Annotated in this window: 14 protein-coding genes; 8 read left to right on the top strand and 6 right to left on the bottom strand. The window is 44.0% G+C overall.

What is annotated here, in order from left to right:
• Window positions 1–24: 24 nt before the first annotated feature.
• Together BGK61_RS15835 and BGK61_RS15830 are read right to left on the bottom strand one after the other, a co-directional pair.
• Window positions 25–1,470, bottom strand: a complete 1,446-nt coding sequence (locus tag BGK61_RS15835) for an autotransporter outer membrane beta-barrel domain-containing protein (RefSeq protein ID WP_076011902.1) — start codon at window positions 1,468–1,470, stop codon at window positions 25–27.
• 30 nt (window positions 1,471–1,500) lie between these two features.
• Window positions 1,501–2,013, bottom strand: a complete 513-nt coding sequence (locus tag BGK61_RS15830; RefSeq protein ID WP_076011896.1) for a curlin subunit CsgB — start codon at window positions 2,011–2,013, stop codon at window positions 1,501–1,503.
• Window positions 2,014–2,491: 478 nt separating this feature from the next.
• Between BGK61_RS15830 and BGK61_RS15825 the strand changes: the two genes are divergently transcribed.
• From BGK61_RS15825 to BGK61_RS15810, 4 genes are all read left to right on the top strand, one after another.
• Window positions 2,492–5,011 (top strand): S8 family serine peptidase, encoded by a 2,520-nt coding sequence (locus BGK61_RS15825; protein WP_076011895.1) that lies wholly within the window; start codon window positions 2,492–2,494, stop codon window positions 5,009–5,011.
• Window positions 5,012–5,218: 207 nt separating this feature from the next.
• Window positions 5,219–5,875, top strand: coding sequence for a response regulator transcription factor (locus BGK61_RS15820; RefSeq protein WP_076011894.1), 657 nt, complete (start codon window positions 5,219–5,221; stop codon window positions 5,873–5,875).
• Window positions 5,875–7,443, top strand: a complete 1,569-nt coding sequence (locus tag BGK61_RS15815) for an MASE1 domain-containing protein (protein WP_076011893.1) — start codon at window positions 5,875–5,877, stop codon at window positions 7,441–7,443. Before BGK61_RS15820 ends, BGK61_RS15815 begins: the two co-directional genes overlap by 1 nt.
• A gap of 88 nt (window positions 7,444–7,531) precedes the next feature.
• Window positions 7,532–8,350 (top strand): thioredoxin family protein, encoded by an 819-nt coding sequence (locus BGK61_RS15810; protein WP_076011892.1) that lies wholly within the window; start codon window positions 7,532–7,534, stop codon window positions 8,348–8,350.
• 125 nt (window positions 8,351–8,475) lie between these two features.
• On the opposite strand, the gene BGK61_RS15805 is transcribed toward BGK61_RS15810, so the two are convergent.
• On the bottom strand, window positions 8,476–9,927 hold the full coding sequence (locus tag BGK61_RS15805) for a DEAD/DEAH box helicase (RefSeq protein ID WP_076011891.1): 1,452 nt from the start codon (window positions 9,925–9,927) through the stop codon (window positions 8,476–8,478).
• Window positions 9,928–10,364: 437 nt separating this feature from the next.
• Between BGK61_RS15805 and BGK61_RS15800 the strand changes: the two genes are divergently transcribed.
• Complete coding sequence (locus tag BGK61_RS15800; RefSeq protein WP_014999535.1) at window positions 10,365–11,690, top strand: mechanosensitive ion channel family protein; 1,326 nt, start codon at window positions 10,365–10,367, stop codon at window positions 11,688–11,690.
• Between the two features lie 25 nt (window positions 11,691–11,715).
• Here BGK61_RS15800 and BGK61_RS15795 read toward each other — a convergent pair whose 3' ends face one another.
• Both BGK61_RS15795 and katG read right to left on the bottom strand, forming a co-directional pair.
• Complete coding sequence (locus BGK61_RS15795) at window positions 11,716–12,201, bottom strand: hypothetical protein (RefSeq protein ID WP_014999536.1); 486 nt, start codon at window positions 12,199–12,201, stop codon at window positions 11,716–11,718.
• A 210-nt stretch (window positions 12,202–12,411) separates the two neighbouring features.
• Window positions 12,412–14,712 (bottom strand): catalase/peroxidase HPI, encoded by a 2,301-nt coding sequence (katG, locus tag BGK61_RS15790; RefSeq protein WP_014999537.1) that lies wholly within the window; start codon window positions 14,710–14,712, stop codon window positions 12,412–12,414.
• 515 nt (window positions 14,713–15,227) lie between these two features.
• Here katG and BGK61_RS15785 point away from each other — a divergent pair.
• Entirely contained in the window at window positions 15,228–15,824 is a 597-nt protein-coding gene (locus BGK61_RS15785; RefSeq protein ID WP_014999538.1) for a porin family protein, read from the top strand.
• Window positions 15,825–15,908: 84 nt separating this feature from the next.
• Here the strand turns inward: BGK61_RS15785 and BGK61_RS15780 are convergent, their stop codons facing one another.
• Window positions 15,909–17,651, bottom strand: a complete 1,743-nt coding sequence (locus tag BGK61_RS15780; RefSeq protein ID WP_014999539.1) for a PAS domain S-box protein — start codon at window positions 17,649–17,651, stop codon at window positions 15,909–15,911.
• 254 nt (window positions 17,652–17,905) lie between these two features.
• Between BGK61_RS15780 and BGK61_RS15775 the strand changes: the two genes are divergently transcribed.
• Window positions 17,906–20,122, top strand: coding sequence for a VTT domain-containing protein (locus tag BGK61_RS15775; protein ID WP_014999540.1), 2,217 nt, complete (start codon window positions 17,906–17,908; stop codon window positions 20,120–20,122).
• A complete protein-coding gene (locus tag BGK61_RS15770) occupies window positions 20,110–20,823 on the top strand; it encodes an endonuclease/exonuclease/phosphatase family protein (protein ID WP_014999541.1) in 714 nt (237 codons plus the stop codon). The genes BGK61_RS15775 and BGK61_RS15770 overlap by 13 nt, the downstream gene beginning before the upstream one ends.
• Window positions 20,824–20,887 lie beyond the last annotated feature (64 nt).

Here is a 20,887-nt window from a genome sequence, read left to right as displayed (position 1 = left end):
CGGGCTAAGCCCGGCTCATCATTGTTACATCTGAACAACAGTAGCCACGTTGTAATCACCAACCTGCGTTACACTTACTGTGCCGCCGTTGCCAGTTATACTTCCGGTTACTAAGTTATCGTTGCCCATTTGTGTTACTTCAAATGTATTCATATCACCTGAAATAACAAACTGACCACCCGCATCATCTGTAACCCAGTTTCCTGCGCCTTCTTGCATTACGCTAACTATGTTGTCACTTCCGTCAATAAGAAGATCTAGTAAGTTAAGCTCACCGGATTGCGAAACCATAATTTCGTTGTAGCCTGACGTAACATCTCTCGCCAGCTCTACCGATGCTGTGTTTTCAATACCTTCTTGTGACATTTCAATTAGGTTGCCGTCTGCGATATATGTCGAATCACCGATACCAGCTTGAGCTAGCGCAAGGTTAAAGTCGCCATCTTGTTCTATTTCAACTGTGTTGAACCAGCCGTCGAAATTCACAGTGCTGATTTGATTAGCATCACCTACTTGAGTTAGGTCAAATTCGTTGAATAAACCAATTACCCCTGCATAAGCCGTGTTGCTGTCGCCGATTTGGTTAATTTCAAACGTATTCGCTCCGCCCCCGAGGGTTTCAACAGTAGCCAAGTTGAAATCGCCGATTTGGTCAATATTTACTGCATTTTCAAAGCCTTCAAACACACCAGTGGTAATCTCGTTACCATCGCCGTCCTGTTCAAATTCAATTTCATTTGCATCGCCTACCATGCTCCAGCCAACCGTGTTTTGATCGCCATCTTGATCAATCTCAATGTCGTTTTCAAAACCTATAACTGTTAGGTCAGATACGTTGTAGAAACCGTCTTGAATAACGTCAATCACGTTTGCATCGCCACTCAACTCGCGAACATATGACTCATGCCAGTCGCCCGACTGTTCAACATTTACCGTGTTGTCGTTACCCGATATTGCATTATTGGCCCAGTTTCCACCATCGCCTTGGTATACCGACAATGTATTGCCACTACCTATGATGCTGTTAATTGAACGATTGAATATAAAACCGAATGGTCCGCCATCTCCCAGTTGAACAAGTGAAACTGTGTTATCGTCACCTTCAACAAAAAAGTCAGCTGTGCTATTTAAGCTATCTTGCTCTGATTCTAAGAAGTTGCCATTACCAGTGACAGTGGCATAAAAGGTATTGCCAGACTGCATTTGTGAAGCAAATACTTCGTTGGCATCACCGGTTACTTCCACAAAGATTGCATTCAAGTCACCTTCTTGACTTAAAACAGATTCGTTTCCTACTTCATTACCCTCAGGGGCCGTTTGAGTTAGTATAATTAGATTACCTTCTGCTGCGGCAATAAAATCAGCTGAAGCATTAAAATCAACTGTTTTACTCTCTGGAATTTCTTGAGCTGACGCCCAACCTGTCGCTACAACTAAAAGCAAAGCACTCGCTATTTTTGTTTTTTTCATTTTCACGTTTGTCTCCCTATGGCAATCACATCATTCTTGGTATTGCGTGATGTTAATTACCATTTCGTTCCCTATCTGATAAACAGTAAAAGACTGCTCACCTAATTGATTGACATTAGCAACATTGTCGAACCCATCTTGAATAATCTCGAAGTAGTTATTGTTGTTTTGCTGTAATAAGTTCACCACGTTTCCCTCACCCAACTGGGTGATCATGGCTTCGTTATTGCTGCCGTTTTGAACAACATTAGATAGATTAGCGCCGTTGCCGCTTTGGATAATGTTAGTTATGTTATTTAGCCCAAACTGACTGACAGCAATGAAGACCGTTTCATTGTCTATCGAAATAGCTTGTGCATTCAGACTCATTGAAAGAGAAGATTCCACCATGTCGGAGCTTGTTGATAAATCGGACTGTTGAGCATAAGCAGGAAGATTTACGGCTATAAGACTACATCCCGTAATGGCTACAAACGCAGCACTTTTTAATGCTTTTACGTTTTTAGCAAGCTGGCTCTTTTTAACCTTTAGCTTCTTGTCCATGAGAACGACTGCTTCCTTGATTAACAACAAAGGTGACTTTTCTATAACACTCCTTAAGTCGAAGAGAATCTATCACCAATAAGTTGTATTTATTTTCGTTAAAATAGGGGTACTACACGTTAAATCAGCGAGTTATTCATGCTGGGTCATACCATAGTACTAGATTTGCCCAAAAAACAACCAGAAAGGTGCTAATTGGTAAGACCACCTATTTTTTGTAAGGTCTTTATGTTTTGGGCGATAACTGACTGCAGAAAGGATGAGTTGCTTTTTGCGCTTAAATAAAACTAGTAAATAAGTACCACTTTAGGCTTTTCCAAAGGCCATTTACTAGTGGTTTAGTAGTATTTTTGAACAAATTTCAACGATAGGGGTAGCGGGTTTTAAATTTGCGTTATAAGTTTTAACCGTTAGTTATATCAGACCGAGCGAGAAGATTTCGTGATTTATGCATTATTGCTAATTATGGAATCTAATTATGAAAACAAAGCCTTTTAAAACAGGCCTTTCAGCATTGTCATTAGCACTTTTACCGCTAATGGTATCTAGCCATGCACACGCAGCGAAAGCCGAAATTTTCGATGACAGCGTGATTGTTGTGTACAAAGAAAACGTCAGTAAAGCTGAGAAAATGCGCGCGCGTTCATCAGTGGGAGCACGCATTAGCGATGTGAACCGCGATGAAGTAGATGACCGCTTCTCTAACCTTTTAAATGGCCGAATTGCCAAACTAGAACTTCGTGGCAAGTCTGTGAAAGACGCCATAGAAATCTTAAAGAAAAATCCTGCTGTTAAAATTGCAGAGCCAAACTTCCTTTACCGCAAAGCCTTAGTACCCAACGATCCTTCTTATGGTGATCTATGGGGTTTGAATAACACAGGTCAAGCCGGCGGTACTGCTGATGTAGATATCGACGCGCCTGAGGCGTGGGATATCACCACAGGTGATAGTGATGTGGTAATCGGCGTAATTGATACGGGTGTTGACTACAACCATGAAGACCTTGCAGCTAACGCTTGGATAAACCCAGGTGAAATTGCTGGCAATGGTATCGATGATGATGGCAATGGATATATCGATGACGTTTACGGTATCGATGCCTTCAACGGGGATTCCGACCCAATGGACGACGATTCTCACGGTACCCATGTGGCCGGGACTATTGGTGCTGTGGGCGGAAATGGTATTGGCGTAGTTGGTGTAAACCACGAAGTGTCAATTGCTGCATGTAAGTTCTTAGGTCCTGACGGCGGCTCAACCGCTGGCGCTATCGAGTGTATAGACTACTTCACTGACCTAAAACAAAACCGCGGCATAAATATTAAAGCAACCAATAACAGCTGGGGCGGTGGTGGCTACAGCGAAGCGCTAGAAACCGCCATCGAAGTTGCTGGCCAAGCGGGCATCTTGTTTGTAGCGGCAGCGGGTAACTCTGGTTCCAATAATGATAACGTAGATAACTATCCGTCAAACTACACCACTACAACAAATAGTTTAATGGCAGTAGCCAGTCATACCCGTACTGACGGGGACAGCGGATATTCATACGGCATCGAGACCGTAGATATCGCTGCACCAGGTTCTTCTATCCTATCTACCGTGCCGGGTAACGGCTATGCCACGTACTCAGGCACGTCGATGGCAACACCTCATGTGGTTGGCGCCGCTGCCCTAGTGTGGTCACTAAACCCTGAACTGACGCCGTCTGAAATGAAAGAGCTACTCATGGCTACGGGTGAAACTAGCTTATGGGCTGAAGGTCGCACTGTTTCTGGCAACCGTCTTAATGTACTCAATGCACTTGAAGAAGCCGATCCAACACCTGGCTTTAAACTAGGCATTACGCCAGGTTCAGCTGAAATTGAAGCGGGTGAGACCTATACCTTCACTATTGAAGTTGGCTCAATTGCTGGCTACGAAGAAGAAGTGCTGCTATCCCTTGCAGAGCCAAGTGATATCGCTTCTCTAAGTGCAAGCACAGCATTACCTGGCGATACGGTAACACTTACCGTTGAGACAACTGAAGATACGCCATGGGGCTCGTATAGCTTCACGGTTAACGGCGTTAGCGGTGAGATTGAAAAATCTAAGTCGGCGAATCTTTACGTTTACCCTCAAGGGCTAAACGAATTCCCATACGCTTATTCTGGCGATCCAGTCCCTACCTTACCGAATGAAGAAGATCCAGACGACGTGGGTGTAGATCTTGTGATCAATATTCCTGACGAGCTTACGGTGTTCGGTATGCAGGCGTCTGTTGACATCACGCACACCTACAGCGGTGACCTCGTACTATCACTGACTTCTCCGCAAGGCACGACTACTGTTCTACGTCAGAATCAAGGTGGCGGTACAGACGATATCGTTGAAAGCTATAACACTGCTGCTTTTAACGGTGAAGTTGCCACTGGCGACTGGACATTGAATGTACTCGACACTTTCAACGGTGACAACGGTACCGTAAACACGTGGAGCCTGGTAGTGACTGGTATTGGTGAAGTTGGACCAACACCACCTAACTCGGCCTTTACCTACGATGCCTCAGGCCTATCGGTAAGCTTTACTAACAACAGTAATGACGTCAATGACGATATTGTTAGCTATAGCTGGGACTTTGGTGATGGTTCTTCCTCAACTGAAGAAAACCCAACTCACGTTTACCCAAGCACTGGCGCTTATGATGTAACCCTTACGGTTACTGACTCAGAAGGCCAGACCGGCGTGTCTACACAAACCGTGTCTGTGTCGGACAGCAACATCGTTGCCGAAATTGATCGCGCGTTGCTGTCACGCTTTGGTTCACTGCGGGTAGATTTATCTTACAGCGGTTCAATGGCTGATACCGTTATGATTTATCGCAATGGTGAGCTACTCGAAGAGGTGAGCAACACCGGACGTTATCGCGACAGAAGTAGAGGCGTTCAACCTGGTGTGTACACTTATATGGTTTGTGATGAAACCTCTGCATGCTCTGCACCAGTGTCTGTGAGCCTTTAAGAGAGTTTACGTATCGCTAGCTCACACAATGTGAGTTATAGCGAATAACGCGTTGACGAATTAAAGTTAAGCAACTGCCGGCCAAGGATGGGCCGGCTTTTTTATGTCTGGGCAAAGTCAGATTTCGCTATCTAAGCCATCGGCTTATTCCCTATAAGCCAAATACAACGTACACTTGATTCATTAAGGAATAATTAGCATTTTTTCATGCACATACTCATCATTGACGATCACGAGATTGTAAGAGACGGCGTTAAAACCCTCATCGAGCAAGAATATGGCTGGCATGTGGCATATGCTGTAAATTCAATAGACGCTCTCCCTCCCTTCGCATCCCTAGACGAAATTGATGTTGCAATCTTGGATATCTCACTAGCCCAAGAAAGTGGTTTCGACACTTTAATTAAAATTAAGAAAGAAGCATCTTTTATTAAGTGCTTAATGCTGAGCATGTATGATCACGTAGGTTATATTAGCAAAGCCCTTGAGCTAGGTGCCGATGGTTACGTAACGAAGAATGCTGCCACCAAAGAGCTAATGGATGCACTAGAGTCTTTGGAAAAAGATGAAAACTACCTAAGCACAGATATCAGTAAGAAGTTAGCTTTTGGTGATAAGCAACTCACCGCTATTTTGACCGAAAGAGAAAAGGAAATTTTTTTACTGTTAGCAAAGGGTTTCCAACCCAAACAAATTGCCTATTACATAGACACTGCCCCTAAAACAGTAATGGTTCATAGAACCAATATTTACAGAAAGCTCAATGTAACATCTCAATTTGGTTTACTGAGAATTGCGTTAGAAACGGGGTATCTCGATGTGTCTGATGTCATCAATGAAGACACATTAGTCAAAACTGATTGATGAATTTAAAGCACTTTTTCTCTGCTAACTATCTGTTAATGGGGTTAGTTTATACCCTTCTATTTCATAGCGTTTGGTTGTTTAGCACACAATTTGAAATTGTTTCTGGTACGGTCAGTTGGTATTTGCCTGCCGGTATTCGCTTAGCCGCATTTCTATTGTTACCCATACGCAGCTGGCCAATGTTGCTCATTGCCGAGAAATCGGCGCACTTCATTTTATTCCATCCTGGCGGCATTCTAGACAACACTGCATTTTTAAGTGGAAGCTTTGGTTGGTATCTGGTGCATTTGCTAATCGCACCTGTGTTACTTTGCGCTTGCGTCTACGCGTTCAGACGCCGCTTCTTCGCCCCCTACTTTGATAATGTTCACAGTACTCTTGCCACTTTGGCGTTTGGATTACTAATTAGCGTTGCGCTTGGCGCTGTATTTCTAGGTAGAAGAGCTATCGAATTACAAACCGATCTAAGTGTTTTTCTGCCTGTTTTGTTCGACTTCTCGTTGGGTGATTTTGTAGGCATTATTGTTCTGTGCCCGTTGTTGTTTGCCCTTTATACAAATCAGTACGTCCTAAAAGGTAAACGCATTCTTTACTTAACTGTAAGCGGGTGGCTGTTGATCCTGGCTTTGAGCACCTATGCGCATTCTCTCGGTATTAATATTAGCTATCAAATAAAATATCTAGCTGTACTGCCCGCGCTCTTTTTATCTTATCGCTACGCCGTGTGGGGTAGCGCGCTTTCTTGTTTGCTCATTGGACTCACAGCGTTTGTGGTAGCAAGCCAGAGTGACCTGCCGCCTGTTGAACACCAGTTTTATATATTAGCATTATGTGTCAGTTGCCTTATCTTAGGAGCCTCTATCAATCAGTCTAACGAACTGAACAAAATGCTTGCTGAAAATAATGAAGAACTAGAAGCCTCGGTACAAAGCGCCCAAGCGCTTGCCAGTAAACTGGTCGCCGTACAAGAAGATGAAAGAAGACGTTTATCGCGAGATTTACACGACGATTTTGGCCATCGCATTGTGGACTTGAAGCTCCAGTTATCGCTAGATAGCCGAACTGGCGATAACGATATGATGCTTAATAAAATAGATTCTCTTTATCAAGCAATGAAGCGAAGCTTAGGGGGCTTGCGTCCGTCAGGCATCGATACGCTTCCCATTGAAAACGTAATTCAGCGATCTGAGATCATCACCACACTCAAGCACGCGAATATAAGCTACTCATTTGACGTTATCGGTAAGCCTGTGCCGTTTGATGCTGACCAAAAGATCCACATCTACCGCATAATTCAAGAGGCTGTCACTAATAGTATTAAGTACGCCAATGCGAAAACGCTATCAATTGAAGCTAATTATGAGCAACATCGTGCCTTATTTGTCGTCACTGATGATGGCGAAGGCATTTTTGAGCACCTTGCTCATGGAGGAAACGCTGCACCTTCAATGGGGCTGCTTTCGATGAAAGAACGCGCTAAGTTAATAAACGGTGTGCTTGATATATCTCAGATTAAACCATCGGGCACCCGAGTTTGTCTAACTCTGCCCTACAGTAGCTGTTAAAGCGGTAATATACTACGCTCAACAACCGCTTTTCCGCCCTATTTTTATGCTACATTGTTGTTGATTTAATTACTATTTTGACAACCGTATGCAAAACAATTTCATCGCGCGCCGAGCCCGCTTTTTTAAACAGTGCTTAAATATTGTCACTGTAATAGCCGTTCTTGCCACGTTAAATGGCTGTGTAAGCACTCAAAGTGAAAGTCCATACACTTACACTCCTTCTTCGTCACCTTTTCAAGATGTGGTTGATGCTCAGCAAAAAGCCGTGGAGCAAAACAAGCTGCTTTTGGTTGTATTAGGCGCGCAATGGTGCCACGACAGTACAGGCTTAGCTAAACGTTTTGCAACAAAGGAAATGGATCTCATTCTACGTGCCCATTACGAAACCGTATTTGTTGATGTGGGAACACTTGAAGACAGAAGAAATATCACCGAGCGGTTCGATTATCCTATTTACTATGCAACGCCAACAGTGATGGTGGTTGAGCCTAGAACCAGCGCATTGTTAAACCGAACAACTATGGATATGTGGGGGCGCGCAGATAGCATTCCCTTGTCAGATTACATTCAGTACTTCTCACGCTTTCCCGCTATGACAACTGCTCAAAAAGCCCCGTTTATTAACTGGGAAGCAACAGATGAAGAAGCAGCCTACAACAAAGAGCAAGCACTTAGACTACAAAGCGCTTATGACAAACTCGGTCCCATGCTTGAGCAAGACTTGAAAGGCAACACGCCAGATGGGCTCAATGAACTGTGGAAAGAAACGAAAGGCTTTCGCACTGAACTGCAAAAGACCCTAGTTAAACGCGCTGAACTCACCTTAGATGCTGAGAGCGGCAATGGAGTAAACACCAAGCCGGCACTGCGTCATTACAACCCGTTTTCGTGGGAACATAACTAAGACGGCTAGCATCTGCCCCTTAAAAACAAAACGCCCGATGAAAGACATCGGGCGTTTTAAGTCAAAAAGTGTCAACTTGTTCTAGAGCTAATCCAACATTAGGTTACTAGTGCTGCTTAACTATTTTAAGCTTTTGCGTTGTTTGAGACCTTGTTACCAGGCGTGCCATTAGAAGGGTTGCTTCTGCGTTTAGCTGGTCGTCTAGCGGCATTACCTTCGCTACCTGAACGTCTTTGACCTGCAGGCTTTCCACCATTATTGTTACGCGCATTCGATTTACCGGTACGCGAGTTCCCATTTCCGCCACGATTGCCTTGGCGTTGACCCGCTTTCTTATTATCGCCACTTCGTTTGCCTTCGCTAAGGTCCTCACCTTGTGGTGCTTTTGGCTTTTTGGGCTTTTTAGGTTTTTTCGGCTTAGACAGCGTGGTAGCAGGCACGGCCTGCTGTGGCTCAAAACCTTCCAACGTTTCACGCGGAAGCAGCTTTTGAATAAGCGTTTCAATATCTTTCAGGTTCTGTAGCTCTTCGGCACACACAAATGACCAAGCCTGTCCGCTAGCGCCGGCACGGCCTGTACGACCAATTCTGTGAACATAATCGGCCGGTGTATTAGGTAAGTCTAAGTTAACAACAATGGGGAGTTCACTGATGTCGATGCCGCGTGCAGCAATATCCGTTGCCACCAATACTTTAATAGCGCCACTTTTAAAATCAGCAAGGGCTTTGGTTCTCGCTCCCTGACTTTTATTACCGTGAATAGCGGCACTTGGAATTTTTGAGCGGCTTAATTTTTCTGCAATACGGTTAGCGCCATGTTTAGTACGGCTAAATACTAACACCTGCTCCCACTTTTGCTGTTTGATCAGGCAAATAAGCGCAGTTGTCTTTTTAGATTTATCTATAGTTACCAAATGCTGCTCAACAGCTTCTACCGTGGTATTGGCAGGCGCGGTTGAAATACTCACAGGGTTGCGCGTTATAGTTTTCGCCAGCGCAGTGATTTCATCAGAAAATGTGGCTGAGAAAAGTAAGCTTTGACGCTCTTGTGGCAATAGTTTCAGTACTCTTTTAATGTCGTGAATAAAGCCCATATCTAGCATTCTGTCGGCTTCATCCAATACCAACACTTCAAGCTGAGAAAACTTAACTGCGTTTTGCTGGTACAGATCGAGTAATCGACCAGGTGTAGCAATTAACACATCAACCCCTTTACGAAGCTTCATCATTTGAGGGTTAATGCCCACTCCACCAAAAACGACAGCGGTTTTTAACGGCAAAAACTCACTGAACGCGCTAATGCTTTCTTCTACCTGAGCAGCAAGCTCACGCGTGGGCGTTAAGATAAGTGCTCGAACATTATTGCCAGACACAGGTTGTCCTGACATCAGTCTCTGTAAAATAGGAAGTCCAAATCCCGCAGTTTTCCCTGTTCCCGTTTGCGCAGCTGCCAACACATCCTTTCCCTGCAATACTTCTGGTATCGCCTTTTCTTGGATAGGTGATGGTGTGCTAAATCCTCGTTTTTCAATAGCTTTTAACAAGGGTTCAGCGAGCCCTAATTGGGTAAATGACATTAACAAACTCCTGTCATAGGTATTTATAAAAAATTGCATACCGCAAAGGTATAAGCGCTAGTGCTTTATTGCTAACCGTGGGGTTATAGATTACTGGGAAAACCTAAAGAGACACGCCATTGCCAACTTGGCTTATTGGTGTTTGACATCAAGAAAAGAACGTAGGTGTTTACTCTTACAAATTGCGCGCGGAGTCTACCACTAAAAACAGAAAGCCACCAGCGCATTTTTTGTTCAAAATACAGTTAATACGCGCCCTTTATGGGCCCTGAAACATCACCTTTTTTGGATTAAAAGGTAAATTGATAGTCAATTTATGTTGGATAGGCAAAAAAAGCTTTACCATATTTGTTATAACAGATAAAAAGCGCGCAGTTATTCCACGCTTTAATTACATCCACGCTACTGCAGCGTGGTAAACAAGTGAAGTAGAAAACATGAATGTTGATAGTTTAACCCAGCACTTTGAAGAAAAGTTGGCGTTGGTCAAAGAATCGGTCATGTCCGATAGCTTTGTAATTCAGCTGATGACAATCGCAATTATTTATTGCGTTGCGTTTTTACTTGCCCGACAAGTAAAGAAGCCATTTAAGTTTACTCGGGAAAAGCCGCAGCAAGGCGCACATACCATGCACGGCTTTTTGTACAACCTTGGTCAAGCGTTATTCCCGCTTATCACCATTAGCCTGCTAAAGCTTACTACTGTGTTAGGCGCTCAGTTCCAATTTGATGCATGGCTGTTGGAAATAGCCGTGGTTGTTGCGCTCATGCTCTTTGTGAACTCTTTGATCTCTGGTTTCGTCGAAAACCACACCATCGCCGCATTTATGCGCTGGGTGGGGCTACCTATTTTGTTTTTACACCTTGTTGGTGTGCTTCCCCTTATCACTTCAGAATTGGAAGCAATGGCCATATCGGTAGGCAATGTCGAAATTTCGGCTTACGGCGTAACAAGGGTATTGCTATTCGGAGGACTGCTATTCTGGCTGGGTCGCAGCTCAAATGCTATTGGTCAGGATATTATCCGAAACCATAAGTCTCTGGATGTTTCTACAAAAGAGGTCTTTGCAAAGCTATTTGAAGTTGCCCTGTTCTGTGTGGTGTTCCTCTTATTGCTCAATGTGATGGGAATCAACCTTACCGCCCTAGCCGTATTCGGTGGCGCCGTCGGTGTAGGTTTAGGTCTAGGTCTTCAGTCTATTGCTTCGAACTTCATTTCGGGCATCATAATCTTACTAGATAAATCGCTAACCGTTGGTGATTACGTCGAGTTAGAAGATGGGCAAAAAGGTATCGTTAGAGAGTTTAAAATGCGCTACGCCGTGTTAGAGACTTACGACGGTAAAGATGTGCTTGTGCCAAACGAGAAGTTCATCAGCTCTTTGCTCATTAACTGGACACACAAAAATCAGAAGCAGCGTTATCGTATCGACTTTTCTGTTGCCTACAAAACAGATATCCGCGCCATGGTTGAAATCATTAAAGAAGCCGTTTCAGAGCATCCACAAGTGATCAGTGGCGAAGGTATCCCTTTTGAAGAACTGCCTGACTGCGAAATAGATAGCTTTGGCGATTCTGGCGTTAATATGTTTGTTGAGTTTTGGATGGAAGGTGTTGACGATGGTAAGAACCGCGTTGGTGGTGACCTACTGCTTATCGTTTTCGAAACGCTGCGCGAACACAACATTGAAATACCTTTCCCTCAACGCGAGGTACGGGTTATCAACGAACAAGGGATTGGTATTCGAAACACCACACCTTAATTAATCGGTCTCATCTTCGCGCTGGCTAAAATCTGGCGCGAAGTGTATCCCACTGCCACTCTTGGGTTGTTAGCCCCAGGATGTGGGTAAACTTCTCGTAATCCTCTTTCCCCATAGCTGTCGCCACTGTTTTCAACTGAGACTTAGCCCTAATCGCCTTTACCTGAAGAAGTTCTAGTCGCTTGTCGGCGCTTGAATCGAAGTTTTCACTAATGATTGCGCTAGCTTTATTAGAGGCTTCCCACGCAGTAATAACGTATTCAATCAGCTTTATATACACCCCAACCATCCGCTTTCGTTCAAAAACATTCTCAAATAGCGAGCCTAATAATGCTTTTTGAAAGCTCGCCTCTGTCTCAAGTGCAACAAATTGCTCGGCGCCTTTTAGCGCTTCTAATACATGGTGTAAAAGCTTTATGTGGGCGCGGGTATTAAGTGCATTAGCGTCTAATGCATTAATATCATCGCTTAGCATTTCTAAATTGACCAACGTTCGTTGAAGACTAGCCATTTTGGTTTATATCTGTAGCTTCGAAAAATAAAGGTTCAGTGTATCGAATTGCTGAAAGGTTTGCGATGTTCGAGCCACCGATTAATTGCTTATGAACTATGAAATGAAGTGTCGTTTGCAACAAAAAAGGGCGCCGAAGCGCCCTTTCAATCGTTATATTTGTTCACAACTCAATTGCTAAATTGAATCGCGATAGCACGTTAACCGCGCTTATTTACCTAAGTTAGCATTTAGATCGTGACGTAAATCAAAACGATCTAATGTCATCACTTTGGTCCAAGCGTCAACGAAGTCCTTCACGAAACGGTTTTTCGCGTTGTCGTAAGCGTAAACTTCAGCCACAGCACGTAGTTCGCTGTTAGAACCAAATACTAGGTCTACAGGCGTACCTGTGTACATTACTTCACCTGTACTTCTGTTTACCCCTTCGTACACCGATGGGTCATCCGTTTTTCTCCACTTCACGCCCATATCTAGTAGCGTTACGAAGAAGTCGTTATTAAGCGTTCCCACTTTATCGGTAAATACGCCATGTGTAGCGCCACCTGTGTTAGCGCCTAGCGAACGTAGACCACCTAGCAGAACGGTCATCTCTGGCACAGTTAGATTAAGCTGATCGGCTTTATCTACTAGCATGTCAGTAGGTGAACGATAGCTAGCTTCTGCGTTGTAATAATTTCTAAACGCGTCAGCTGTCGGCTCTAACAACGAGAACGAATTCACATCTGTTTGCTCTTGCGTTGCATCAGTTCGACCAGGAACCACTGGTACCGTTACCTTAACGCCTGCATCAGCCGCTGCTTTTTCAATCGCTGCAGCACCACCAATCACAATCAAGTCAGCAAGTGACACTTTCTTCTTAGACAGCATGCGAGAATTGTAATCTTCTTGGATTTGCTTAAGCTTAGACACGACTGCCTTAACCGTTTCTGGCTCGTTAGCTTCCCAGCTCATTTGTGGCTCTAATGCTATACGCGCACCGTTAGCACCACCACGCATATCAGATGAGCGGAAGCTTGATGCCGCGGCCCATGCAGTTTTCACAAGCTGCTGAACGGTCAGGCCACTGTCTAAGATGTCAGCTTTAAGCTTTTTGACGTCTTTATCAGAAATCATTTTATAATCGGCTTTAGGCACCGGATCTTGCCAGATGAAGTTTTCTTCTGGGATATCGTTACCTAAATAGCGCGCCTTCGGCCCCATATCACGGTGAGTTAGTTTGAACCACGCTTTAGCAAATGCAGTTTGGTACTCTTTAGGGTCAGCTAAGAAGCGCTCAGCAATTTTACGATACTCTGGGTCGTACTTAAGCGCCAAGTCAGCCGTTGTCATCACAGGTGGATTTGTCTTACCTTCCACGTGTGCATCTGGTACTGAGTTGTGAAGCGATTCATCTGTTGGAATCCACTGGATAGCACCTGCAGGGCTACGCGTTTGTTTCCACTCAAAACCTAATAAGTTTTGAAGATATAAGCTCGTCCATTTAGTAGGTAGTTGTGTCCACGCACCTTCTAAACCACTGGTCACGGTATCTTCTGCGTTGCCTTTGCCGCAGTTGTTTTTCCAACCAAGTCCCTGCTCTTCTAAGCCTGCACCACCTGGCTCAGCTTCTAAACAATCAGCTGGTTTGTGAGCACCGTGCATCTTACCGAAGGTGTGACCACCAGCGATCAGCGCAACAGTTTCTTCGTCGTTCATAGCCATACGGCCAAATGCGGTACGAATGTTTTTCGCCGATCCCATTGGATCTGGTACACCTTTAGGACCTTCAGGGTTAACATAAATTAAGCCCATATGCGTTGCACCTAACGGACGCTGAAGTTTGCCATCACGCTCTTCACGGTCACTAGCAAGCATTTCCACTTCCGGACCCCAGTACACCATGTCAGGCTCCCAGTCGTCAGTACGACCGCCCGCAAATCCATAGGTGTCAAAGCCCATGTTTTCCATACCTACGGTACCGGCTAGTATCATTAGGTCGCCCCACGATAAGCTCTCTCCGTACTTTTGCTTAATTGGCCAAAGCAAGCGACGCGCTTTATCAAGGTTTCCATTGTCTGGCCAGCTGTTTAGCGGGTCAAAACGCATTTGACCACCATCACCGCCGCCGCGGCCATCTAGCGTACGGTAAGTACCAGCACTGTGCCATGAAAGACGAATAAAGAAAGGACCGTAATTACCGAAGTCTGCAGGCCACCAATCTTGTGACGTGGTTAGTAATTCGTTGACATCTTTTTTCACTTGGTCAAGGTCGAGTTTTGCGAACGCTTTGGCGTAATTGAAGTTTTCACCAAGTGGGTTTGAGCGATTGTCATGGTCTCTCAGTGGAGAAAGGTCTAGCTGATCAGGCCACCAAAACTGATTGTTCTTGGCTTGAAACGCTTTAGCCGAGCCCGTGCCTTTAGCACCAGCAGGCTTACTAATTTGATCATTGGCAATAGCACCTGTAGCACCTAGCGATAGGGCAACAAATACTGATAATGTGGTTTTCTTAAACCTATTTATAGTCATGGTCTTTTCCCGTCTGAGTTTGTTTTAGCTATCAGGCAGTGAATGCACATTGCATCACTCACCTGTTAACATTTTGTTTACCTCATAAGCATTTAAAAGATAGACAGGCTTGCTCAATAATTACAGTTGATAAAATGAATTCAACTGATTAGAAATTCCAATCAATAAAAAAACAAATAATTTCAATTGGTTAACAGAAAGGTTCAGTGGGACAAATATAATCGTGGTGTTTTAGTCGAACTTGTATCGGTAATAAATAAGCAAGATCTGTGAATCTCTTTCAGGGAATGGGAAATTTTTTCGTTGCATCGCAAGTGACAATCGTGAACCTCACAATCAAGTGAATAAATAACCACCTAAAAACCACCGTTGTATGTAAAGTTTTCCCCTAATTGAAATGGAATCTGCAATTTCTACCATGGCACAGCAATTGATACAGAGGTAATGCAATTGAAAACGCATTAACTTCAGATGAGAAGTCGATGGAATGTTAAAGAAGTAATGAGGATGAACTTATGAAAAACACACTTAAGACACTTACCGGATTAGCAGCTGTTGCCTCTATTAGCGCTATGGCCTCGTTCGGTGCGCACGCTCAATCAAGCCAAATTGAAGCGAAAGACAGTGGTTTTTATGTAGGTGGTAATTACGGTTACCTACGCGTTGAAGGTGAAGACGACTTTGACGATGATAAAGACGTTTGGCAGGGCCTTGTCGGTTATAAATTCAACGAGTGGATCGCCATTGAAGGTGGTTACATTGATTTCGGTGACTACGGTAACGACATTGCTGGTGCGGAAACAGATGGTTACACAGCAGCAATCAAAGGTATTCTTCCACTAACCGAGCGCTTTTCTCTTTATGCTAAAGCCGGTCAGCTATGGTCTGAAACCGAATACAACTTCGCAGGTATTTCGCGCGATAATGACGACGAAAGCCTTTTTGTGGGCGCGGGTCTTAGCTACGCGATCACTAGTAACTTCCTAGTAAACGCTGAATATACTGTTTACGACACTGAACTAGACGCTGACGAAGCGTTTGATGACATCGACGATACTGATTTTGAAACCGATCTTAAGCAAGCCAGTATTGGTGTTGAGTATCGTTTCTAAGACATTTGTTGCCTCACGGTTAACAACGTGACTTAATGAGAATGCTAAAGCCTTGGCAACACAGCCAAGGCTGTTTACTTTTTGCTACCCATCTATTTTCTGGATGAGCTGCGCCAGTTCCTCAATTTTTGACACTGTCGTTTTAACTAAGTTGTCAATTTCATTGGATGAGGACTGGGAGTTACCTGCTAACGTTCGTACTTCATCAGCCACAACCGCAAACCCTCTTCCCATTTCACCTGCTCGTGCCGCTTCTATCGCTGCATTTAGCGCCAGCAAATTAGTTTGCTCAGAAATAGAATTAATTGTGCCCACTATATTACTTATAGTCTGGCTGGTAACCAGTAGCTCTTTCATAGAATCTTGAGTATCGTTCACCGCTTGTTTTCTAGAGGTGATATTAACGGCAAAAAAGACATAACGTGTTACTTGCCCGTTGAAGTTCTTAAGTGCGCTGATTCTCGCGTCAAAGGCAAGATAACGCCCAGCCACTTGAAACTCAGTAATTTTTGAAACAAAACCAGCGCTCTCTAAAGTAGACTTGTCCTCTGCAGAAAGACTATTCATTACTTCATTTGCAAATGATTCAGAGCTCATTACCCCGTTCAATGTGTCGCGTAGTAGTTTGTTTGCCTCAACGACTTCACCATTAGGCTTCATTTCAAGAAGGACAAGTGCACTGCCTATAGCTTTTAATTTGTTAGTAAAATCTAAAGCCATTTGCTTAACACGAGTAATATCAGCCTGAACCGCGATAAAGTTAACGAGTTTTTCTTCTTTGAAAACGGGGTTTATTGATAGTGAAGTCCAGTAAGGTGTACCGTCCTTTCTATAGTTAAGAATTTCATCATAAAACGCTTCGCGGTTTTTAATTTTTTGCCGTATCACATCCACAGTACGTTGATCGGTTTCCTCACCTTGTAAAAATGATCCAGGTTTCTTGCCTTTAACTTCGTCCAGCTCCCACCCCGTCAACCGGTAAAACCCGTTATTAACGTACTCTATGAGACCATCTGCATCAGATATAATAACGGCATTGTCTGTTTCATTGGCAACCAGCGAAAGCATACGTTGTAACTCTCGCTGCTCTACTTCTTCTGTTACATCTTTAATAAATGCTGTGTAGAGCGTTCGGTCAGCCAGCCTTACTTTAGACAATGACAGTCTGCCCCACAGGCTTTTACCGTCTTTCCGCTCCACTTTAACTTCGCGGCTGGTTCCGACAATTTTGTCTTGGCCTGTTTCTCTATTTGCGTTGACATAGTTATCGTGGTTCGCTTGAATCGCCTGAGGCACTAACATCTTCACATTTTGGCCAATTACTTCATCTCTTGTGTATCCCCATAGCTTCTCAGCGGATGCGTTGAACAAGGTTACGTTATTGTTTTCATCGATACACACCACAGCATCTAACGCTTGCTCTAATGTTTGCTCCACTATTTCGCGAGACTCTCGCTCTTCTGTAACGTCTCGAACGAAAGCGGTGTAGTGCTTCTTTCCTGCAACAATAACCTGAGATAAAGCAAGCTGAACCCAAATTCGCTCCCCACTTTTTGTTTCTAATTCGACTTCTCGCGAGCTGCCAACGATTTTATTAACATTTGTTTGTCGATGAAAATTAACATAATTATCGTGATTTGCTTTGTGTTCGTGGGGAACCAATAGTTTGATATTTTTGCCTAGTACCTCGTTTGGCGTATAGCCCCATAACTTTTGAGCGGCATCGTTGTAAAACGTAATGTTGTTTTTTTCATCTATGGTAACTACAGCCAAGATTGATTGAGCAAGCGCCTGTTTCGCCGCATTTTCCTTTGAAAAAAACTTCATTTATCTAGACCCTCTCGTTAAATTTTTTAAGTTATATAGAAGATCTTTCCCTGTTTTTCCAACTGTGAATATTAAACTCGTTTCACAGTGAAAATATTACACATTGCGAACTGATACATCTTACACACGAGCTCAAAAACAGTAATTATCAATAAAAAATCAATCACTTATATTTTTCGCTCTTACGTTTTATAGAGGTACAAATTCTGCAACAGAATACAAATAGTGAAAAATGAATAAATAGGAAACGTCACATGCAATCAGGAAAGAGTGTATTTCAACCCGGTCAGAACTGTTGGGTAGAGAGCAAGGCTCGCTTTTCTACACCTTTGATAGATTGCGGAAACTATTATAAAGCCTTGCACAGCTCTATCGTTAAAGCTAAGCACAGTATCTTCATTGTTGGATGGGATATAGATAGCCGCATTCGCTTGCTGAGAGGCGATGACGAAGCTAACAGCGAAGCACCCAGCGTTATCAGCGACCTATTAAAATGGAAAGCTGAGCAAAACCCTGATATCAAAATTTACCTGCTTCGTTGGGATTCGTCTCTCGCCTTTTTTGCGCAGCGTGAAATGTGGGCGAAAGAGGTGTGGGAAGAAAAGACTCCAGATAATGTTCAGACCGAGCTCGACGATACCATTCCGATGGGCGGAAGCCAGCACCAAAAAATTGTAGTTATTGACGACGAAGTAGTGTTCTCAGGTGGAATGGACGTATCCACAAATCGTTGGGATACACGAGATCATCCTGTTGTTTCAGAAGAGCGCGATGGCCCCGATGGAGAGTATGGCCCTCTTCACGACGTGCAAATGGTTTCAAGCGGGCCTGTGGTTGCCGACTTCTCGAAATTGGTAAGATGGAGATGGCAGCGAGTTGCAGAGAAGTCTCCCATCGATATTCGTGAAGATGCACGCGTTGATGAAAATGCACCGCTACCTGAAGCATGGCCTGATGACTACCCACCACTTTTTGAAGATGTAGAGTGTGCCCTTGCCAGAACCATCCCCTTTATGGATGAAGTGGAGCCTGCTCAAGAGGTGCGTCACATGTTGCTTGATCTTATTGGTGAAGCAGAGTCCGTTATCTATATCGAAAATCAATTTACAACTCGTCAAGAAATAGCTGAGGCGCTTAATAAGCAGCTAAAACTCAAGCCGAATCTCTCGGTTATTATCGTTAGTTCTTACGAGCCGAAAGGCAAGTTTGAGTGCGAAGCGTTCTGGGCCAGCCGCATCGAATTTAAAGCTATTTTAGAAAAGGGAATCGACCCTAAGCGGGTAAAACTCACTTACTCTTCAATTGAAGATATGCAGGGGCGTAAAGCATACAAACGCATCCACTCAAAAGTGATGACGATAGATAACAAATATTTAGTTATCGGATCATCGAATTTAAGTAACCGTTCAATGACCCTAGACACTGAAATTGATACGGTATTGTTTGGTAACACTAAAGATAATCAGGCGTGTATCGAGCAAGTAAGAAACGACCTATTGGCTGAACATACAGGTCGTGACATCGATGCGATGCCGCCAATATTTGACAGTGAATACCCTGTAGAAGCATTGATGCAAGATCAGATTGCGCATGGTTACGTGCTTACCGAAGTACGCGACGAAGTGTTTACTGAACACTCAGTTAAAAATGTGTTCCGTGCGTTATCTGACCCCGAAGAACCGCTTATTTCGGTGCCAACCTTGGATGGCGCGGCGTTACCAGCGCGCAATCCCAGACGTCGCAGTATCATGATTTTAATTGGGTTAGTCATAATTGCGGTTCTTGGCGGCCTTATGTATTGGGCAAGTCAGTCTATTCCGTGGTTAAGCTCTGACAGCATAAACGCGTTTCTAGAGAAGAGCCGTGGTACGTACTTTGCTCTTCCCACTGTTTTGCTGGTATATGTGGTTGGCGGTATTTTATTTTTCCCTGTCACCGTACTTTCCCTTGCGGTGGCCGCTATCTTCGGCCCTTTTTGGGGGCCTATTTACGGCATTATGGGAGCATTGATGAGCTCTGCAATTATGTTTGGTATAGGCAAACTATCGGGCAATGCAGGTCTAAGAAAAATTGGTGGTCCAAAAGTGGCAGCAGTTGACGAAAAGCTAAAGCGCAGCGGTATTGTTGGCGTAGCGGCTATCCGAATGTTACCTATCGCACCATTTAGTTTGGTGAATTTAGTGGCGGGCATTTCATCAATAAGTATTTTCCAATTCCTAATTGGTACGTTTTTAGGCATGTTTCCACCTATGATCGCAAAGGGACTTGTAGGTGACTCAATTGCGCAAATTTGGCAGAACCCTTCTGTGGAAACCATCAGCTATTTGGTTGGCGGCATCATTCTGTGGGGTCTCATGATTTGGGGTTCACAGAAGTTTGCTCGCTATTATCAAGCTCGAAAAGAGTCCAGCGCTCAGGATGCTGAGAGTGAAACCAGTAGTAAAGATGAGGTGGAGAAATGTGCCGCATAGTGACTTATAACATTCACAGCGGAATAGGCAGAGACAAAAAACACGACTACAAACGCATAGGTCAGTTTTTGGCAAACAGCGGCGCAGACGTTGTACTACTTCAGGAGATGGACACCCGTCCTTCTGAGAGGAATACTGCGCAGGACATAAAGGATATATGCGCTGACAATACGTTTGATCTTATTCCCTCACCAGCCATCAGAGAGCCTGAGGGCTGGTACGGGAATGCAATTCTTACCCGCTTTGATGTCTTAAATCATGACACAGTGGATGTTAGTCAACGTGGTCGACAGCCAAGAAATGTTCAGGTTGTTGAACTCAAGACTGAAAAGACCCCGTTAACGGTCGTTAATACCCACAAAGGCCTTAAGAAGCTTGAACGTCGCTCACAGTTTTCGTTACTTCACGAGCACCTTTCCCATCGATTAAAGGAAAGACAAACGCCTCTTGTGTTAGCTGGTGACTTCAATGAGTGGCAGTTTTTTTCAAAAGCATTTAAAGGGCTAAACGAACTCCTCTCGCAACAAAAGGTGGGAGCGACGTTTCCCAGTCACTTCCCGGTATTTGCCCTTGATAGGGTATGGGTATCAGACGATATCAAAGTAAAATCGTGCAGAAAGCTTAAAAATGCGAAAACCAGAATATATTCAGACCACTTACCCGTTCTTATTGATATAGCGTTACCTGAATATGACGATTAAAAAATAGGGTTAATTAGCGTTTGGTTTACCCCCCCCTTAGGATAGTCATATACTAAGGGGCACG

It is taken from the genome of Alteromonas abrolhosensis (genome assembly GCF_001953635.1).
Classification (GTDB): Bacteria; Pseudomonadota; Gammaproteobacteria; order Enterobacterales; family Alteromonadaceae; genus Alteromonas; species Alteromonas abrolhosensis.
The sequence above is the reverse complement of the archived record's forward strand: the minus strand, read 5'-3'. Positions and strand labels throughout refer to the sequence as shown.

Bases quoted from the DNA above. Each gene is read 5' to 3' on its own strand.
- BGK61_RS15830 (WP_076011896.1), bottom strand. From the start codon at position 2,013: ATGGACAAGAAGCTAAAGGTTAAAAAGAGCCAGCTTGCTAAAAACGTA.
- BGK61_RS15770 (WP_014999541.1), top strand. From the start codon at position 20,110: ATGTGCCGCATAGTGACTTATAACATTCACAGCGGAATAGGCAGAGAC.
- BGK61_RS15825 (WP_076011895.1), top strand. From the start codon at position 2,492: ATGAAAACAAAGCCTTTTAAAACAGGCCTTTCAGCATTGTCATTAGCA.
- BGK61_RS15815 (WP_076011893.1), top strand. From the start codon at position 5,875: ATGAATTTAAAGCACTTTTTCTCTGCTAACTATCTGTTAATGGGGTTA.
- BGK61_RS15820 (WP_076011894.1), top strand. From the start codon at position 5,219: ATGCACATACTCATCATTGACGATCACGAGATTGTAAGAGACGGCGTT.
- katG (WP_014999537.1), bottom strand. From the start codon at position 14,712: ATGACTATAAATAGGTTTAAGAAAACCACATTATCAGTATTTGTTGCC.
- BGK61_RS15805 (WP_076011891.1), bottom strand. From the start codon at position 9,927: ATGTCATTTACCCAATTAGGGCTCGCTGAACCCTTGTTAAAAGCTATT.
- BGK61_RS15810 (WP_076011892.1), top strand. From the start codon at position 7,532: ATGCAAAACAATTTCATCGCGCGCCGAGCCCGCTTTTTTAAACAGTGC.
- BGK61_RS15835 (WP_076011902.1), bottom strand. From the start codon at position 1,470: ATGAAAAAAACAAAAATAGCGAGTGCTTTGCTTTTAGTTGTAGCGACA.
- BGK61_RS15800 (WP_014999535.1), top strand. From the start codon at position 10,365: ATGAATGTTGATAGTTTAACCCAGCACTTTGAAGAAAAGTTGGCGTTG.
- BGK61_RS15795 (WP_014999536.1), bottom strand. From the start codon at position 12,201: ATGGCTAGTCTTCAACGAACGTTGGTCAATTTAGAAATGCTAAGCGAT.
- BGK61_RS15780 (WP_014999539.1), bottom strand. From the start codon at position 17,651: ATGAAGTTTTTTTCAAAGGAAAATGCGGCGAAACAGGCGCTTGCTCAA.
- BGK61_RS15785 (WP_014999538.1), top strand. From the start codon at position 15,228: ATGAAAAACACACTTAAGACACTTACCGGATTAGCAGCTGTTGCCTCT.
- BGK61_RS15775 (WP_014999540.1), top strand. From the start codon at position 17,906: ATGCAATCAGGAAAGAGTGTATTTCAACCCGGTCAGAACTGTTGGGTA.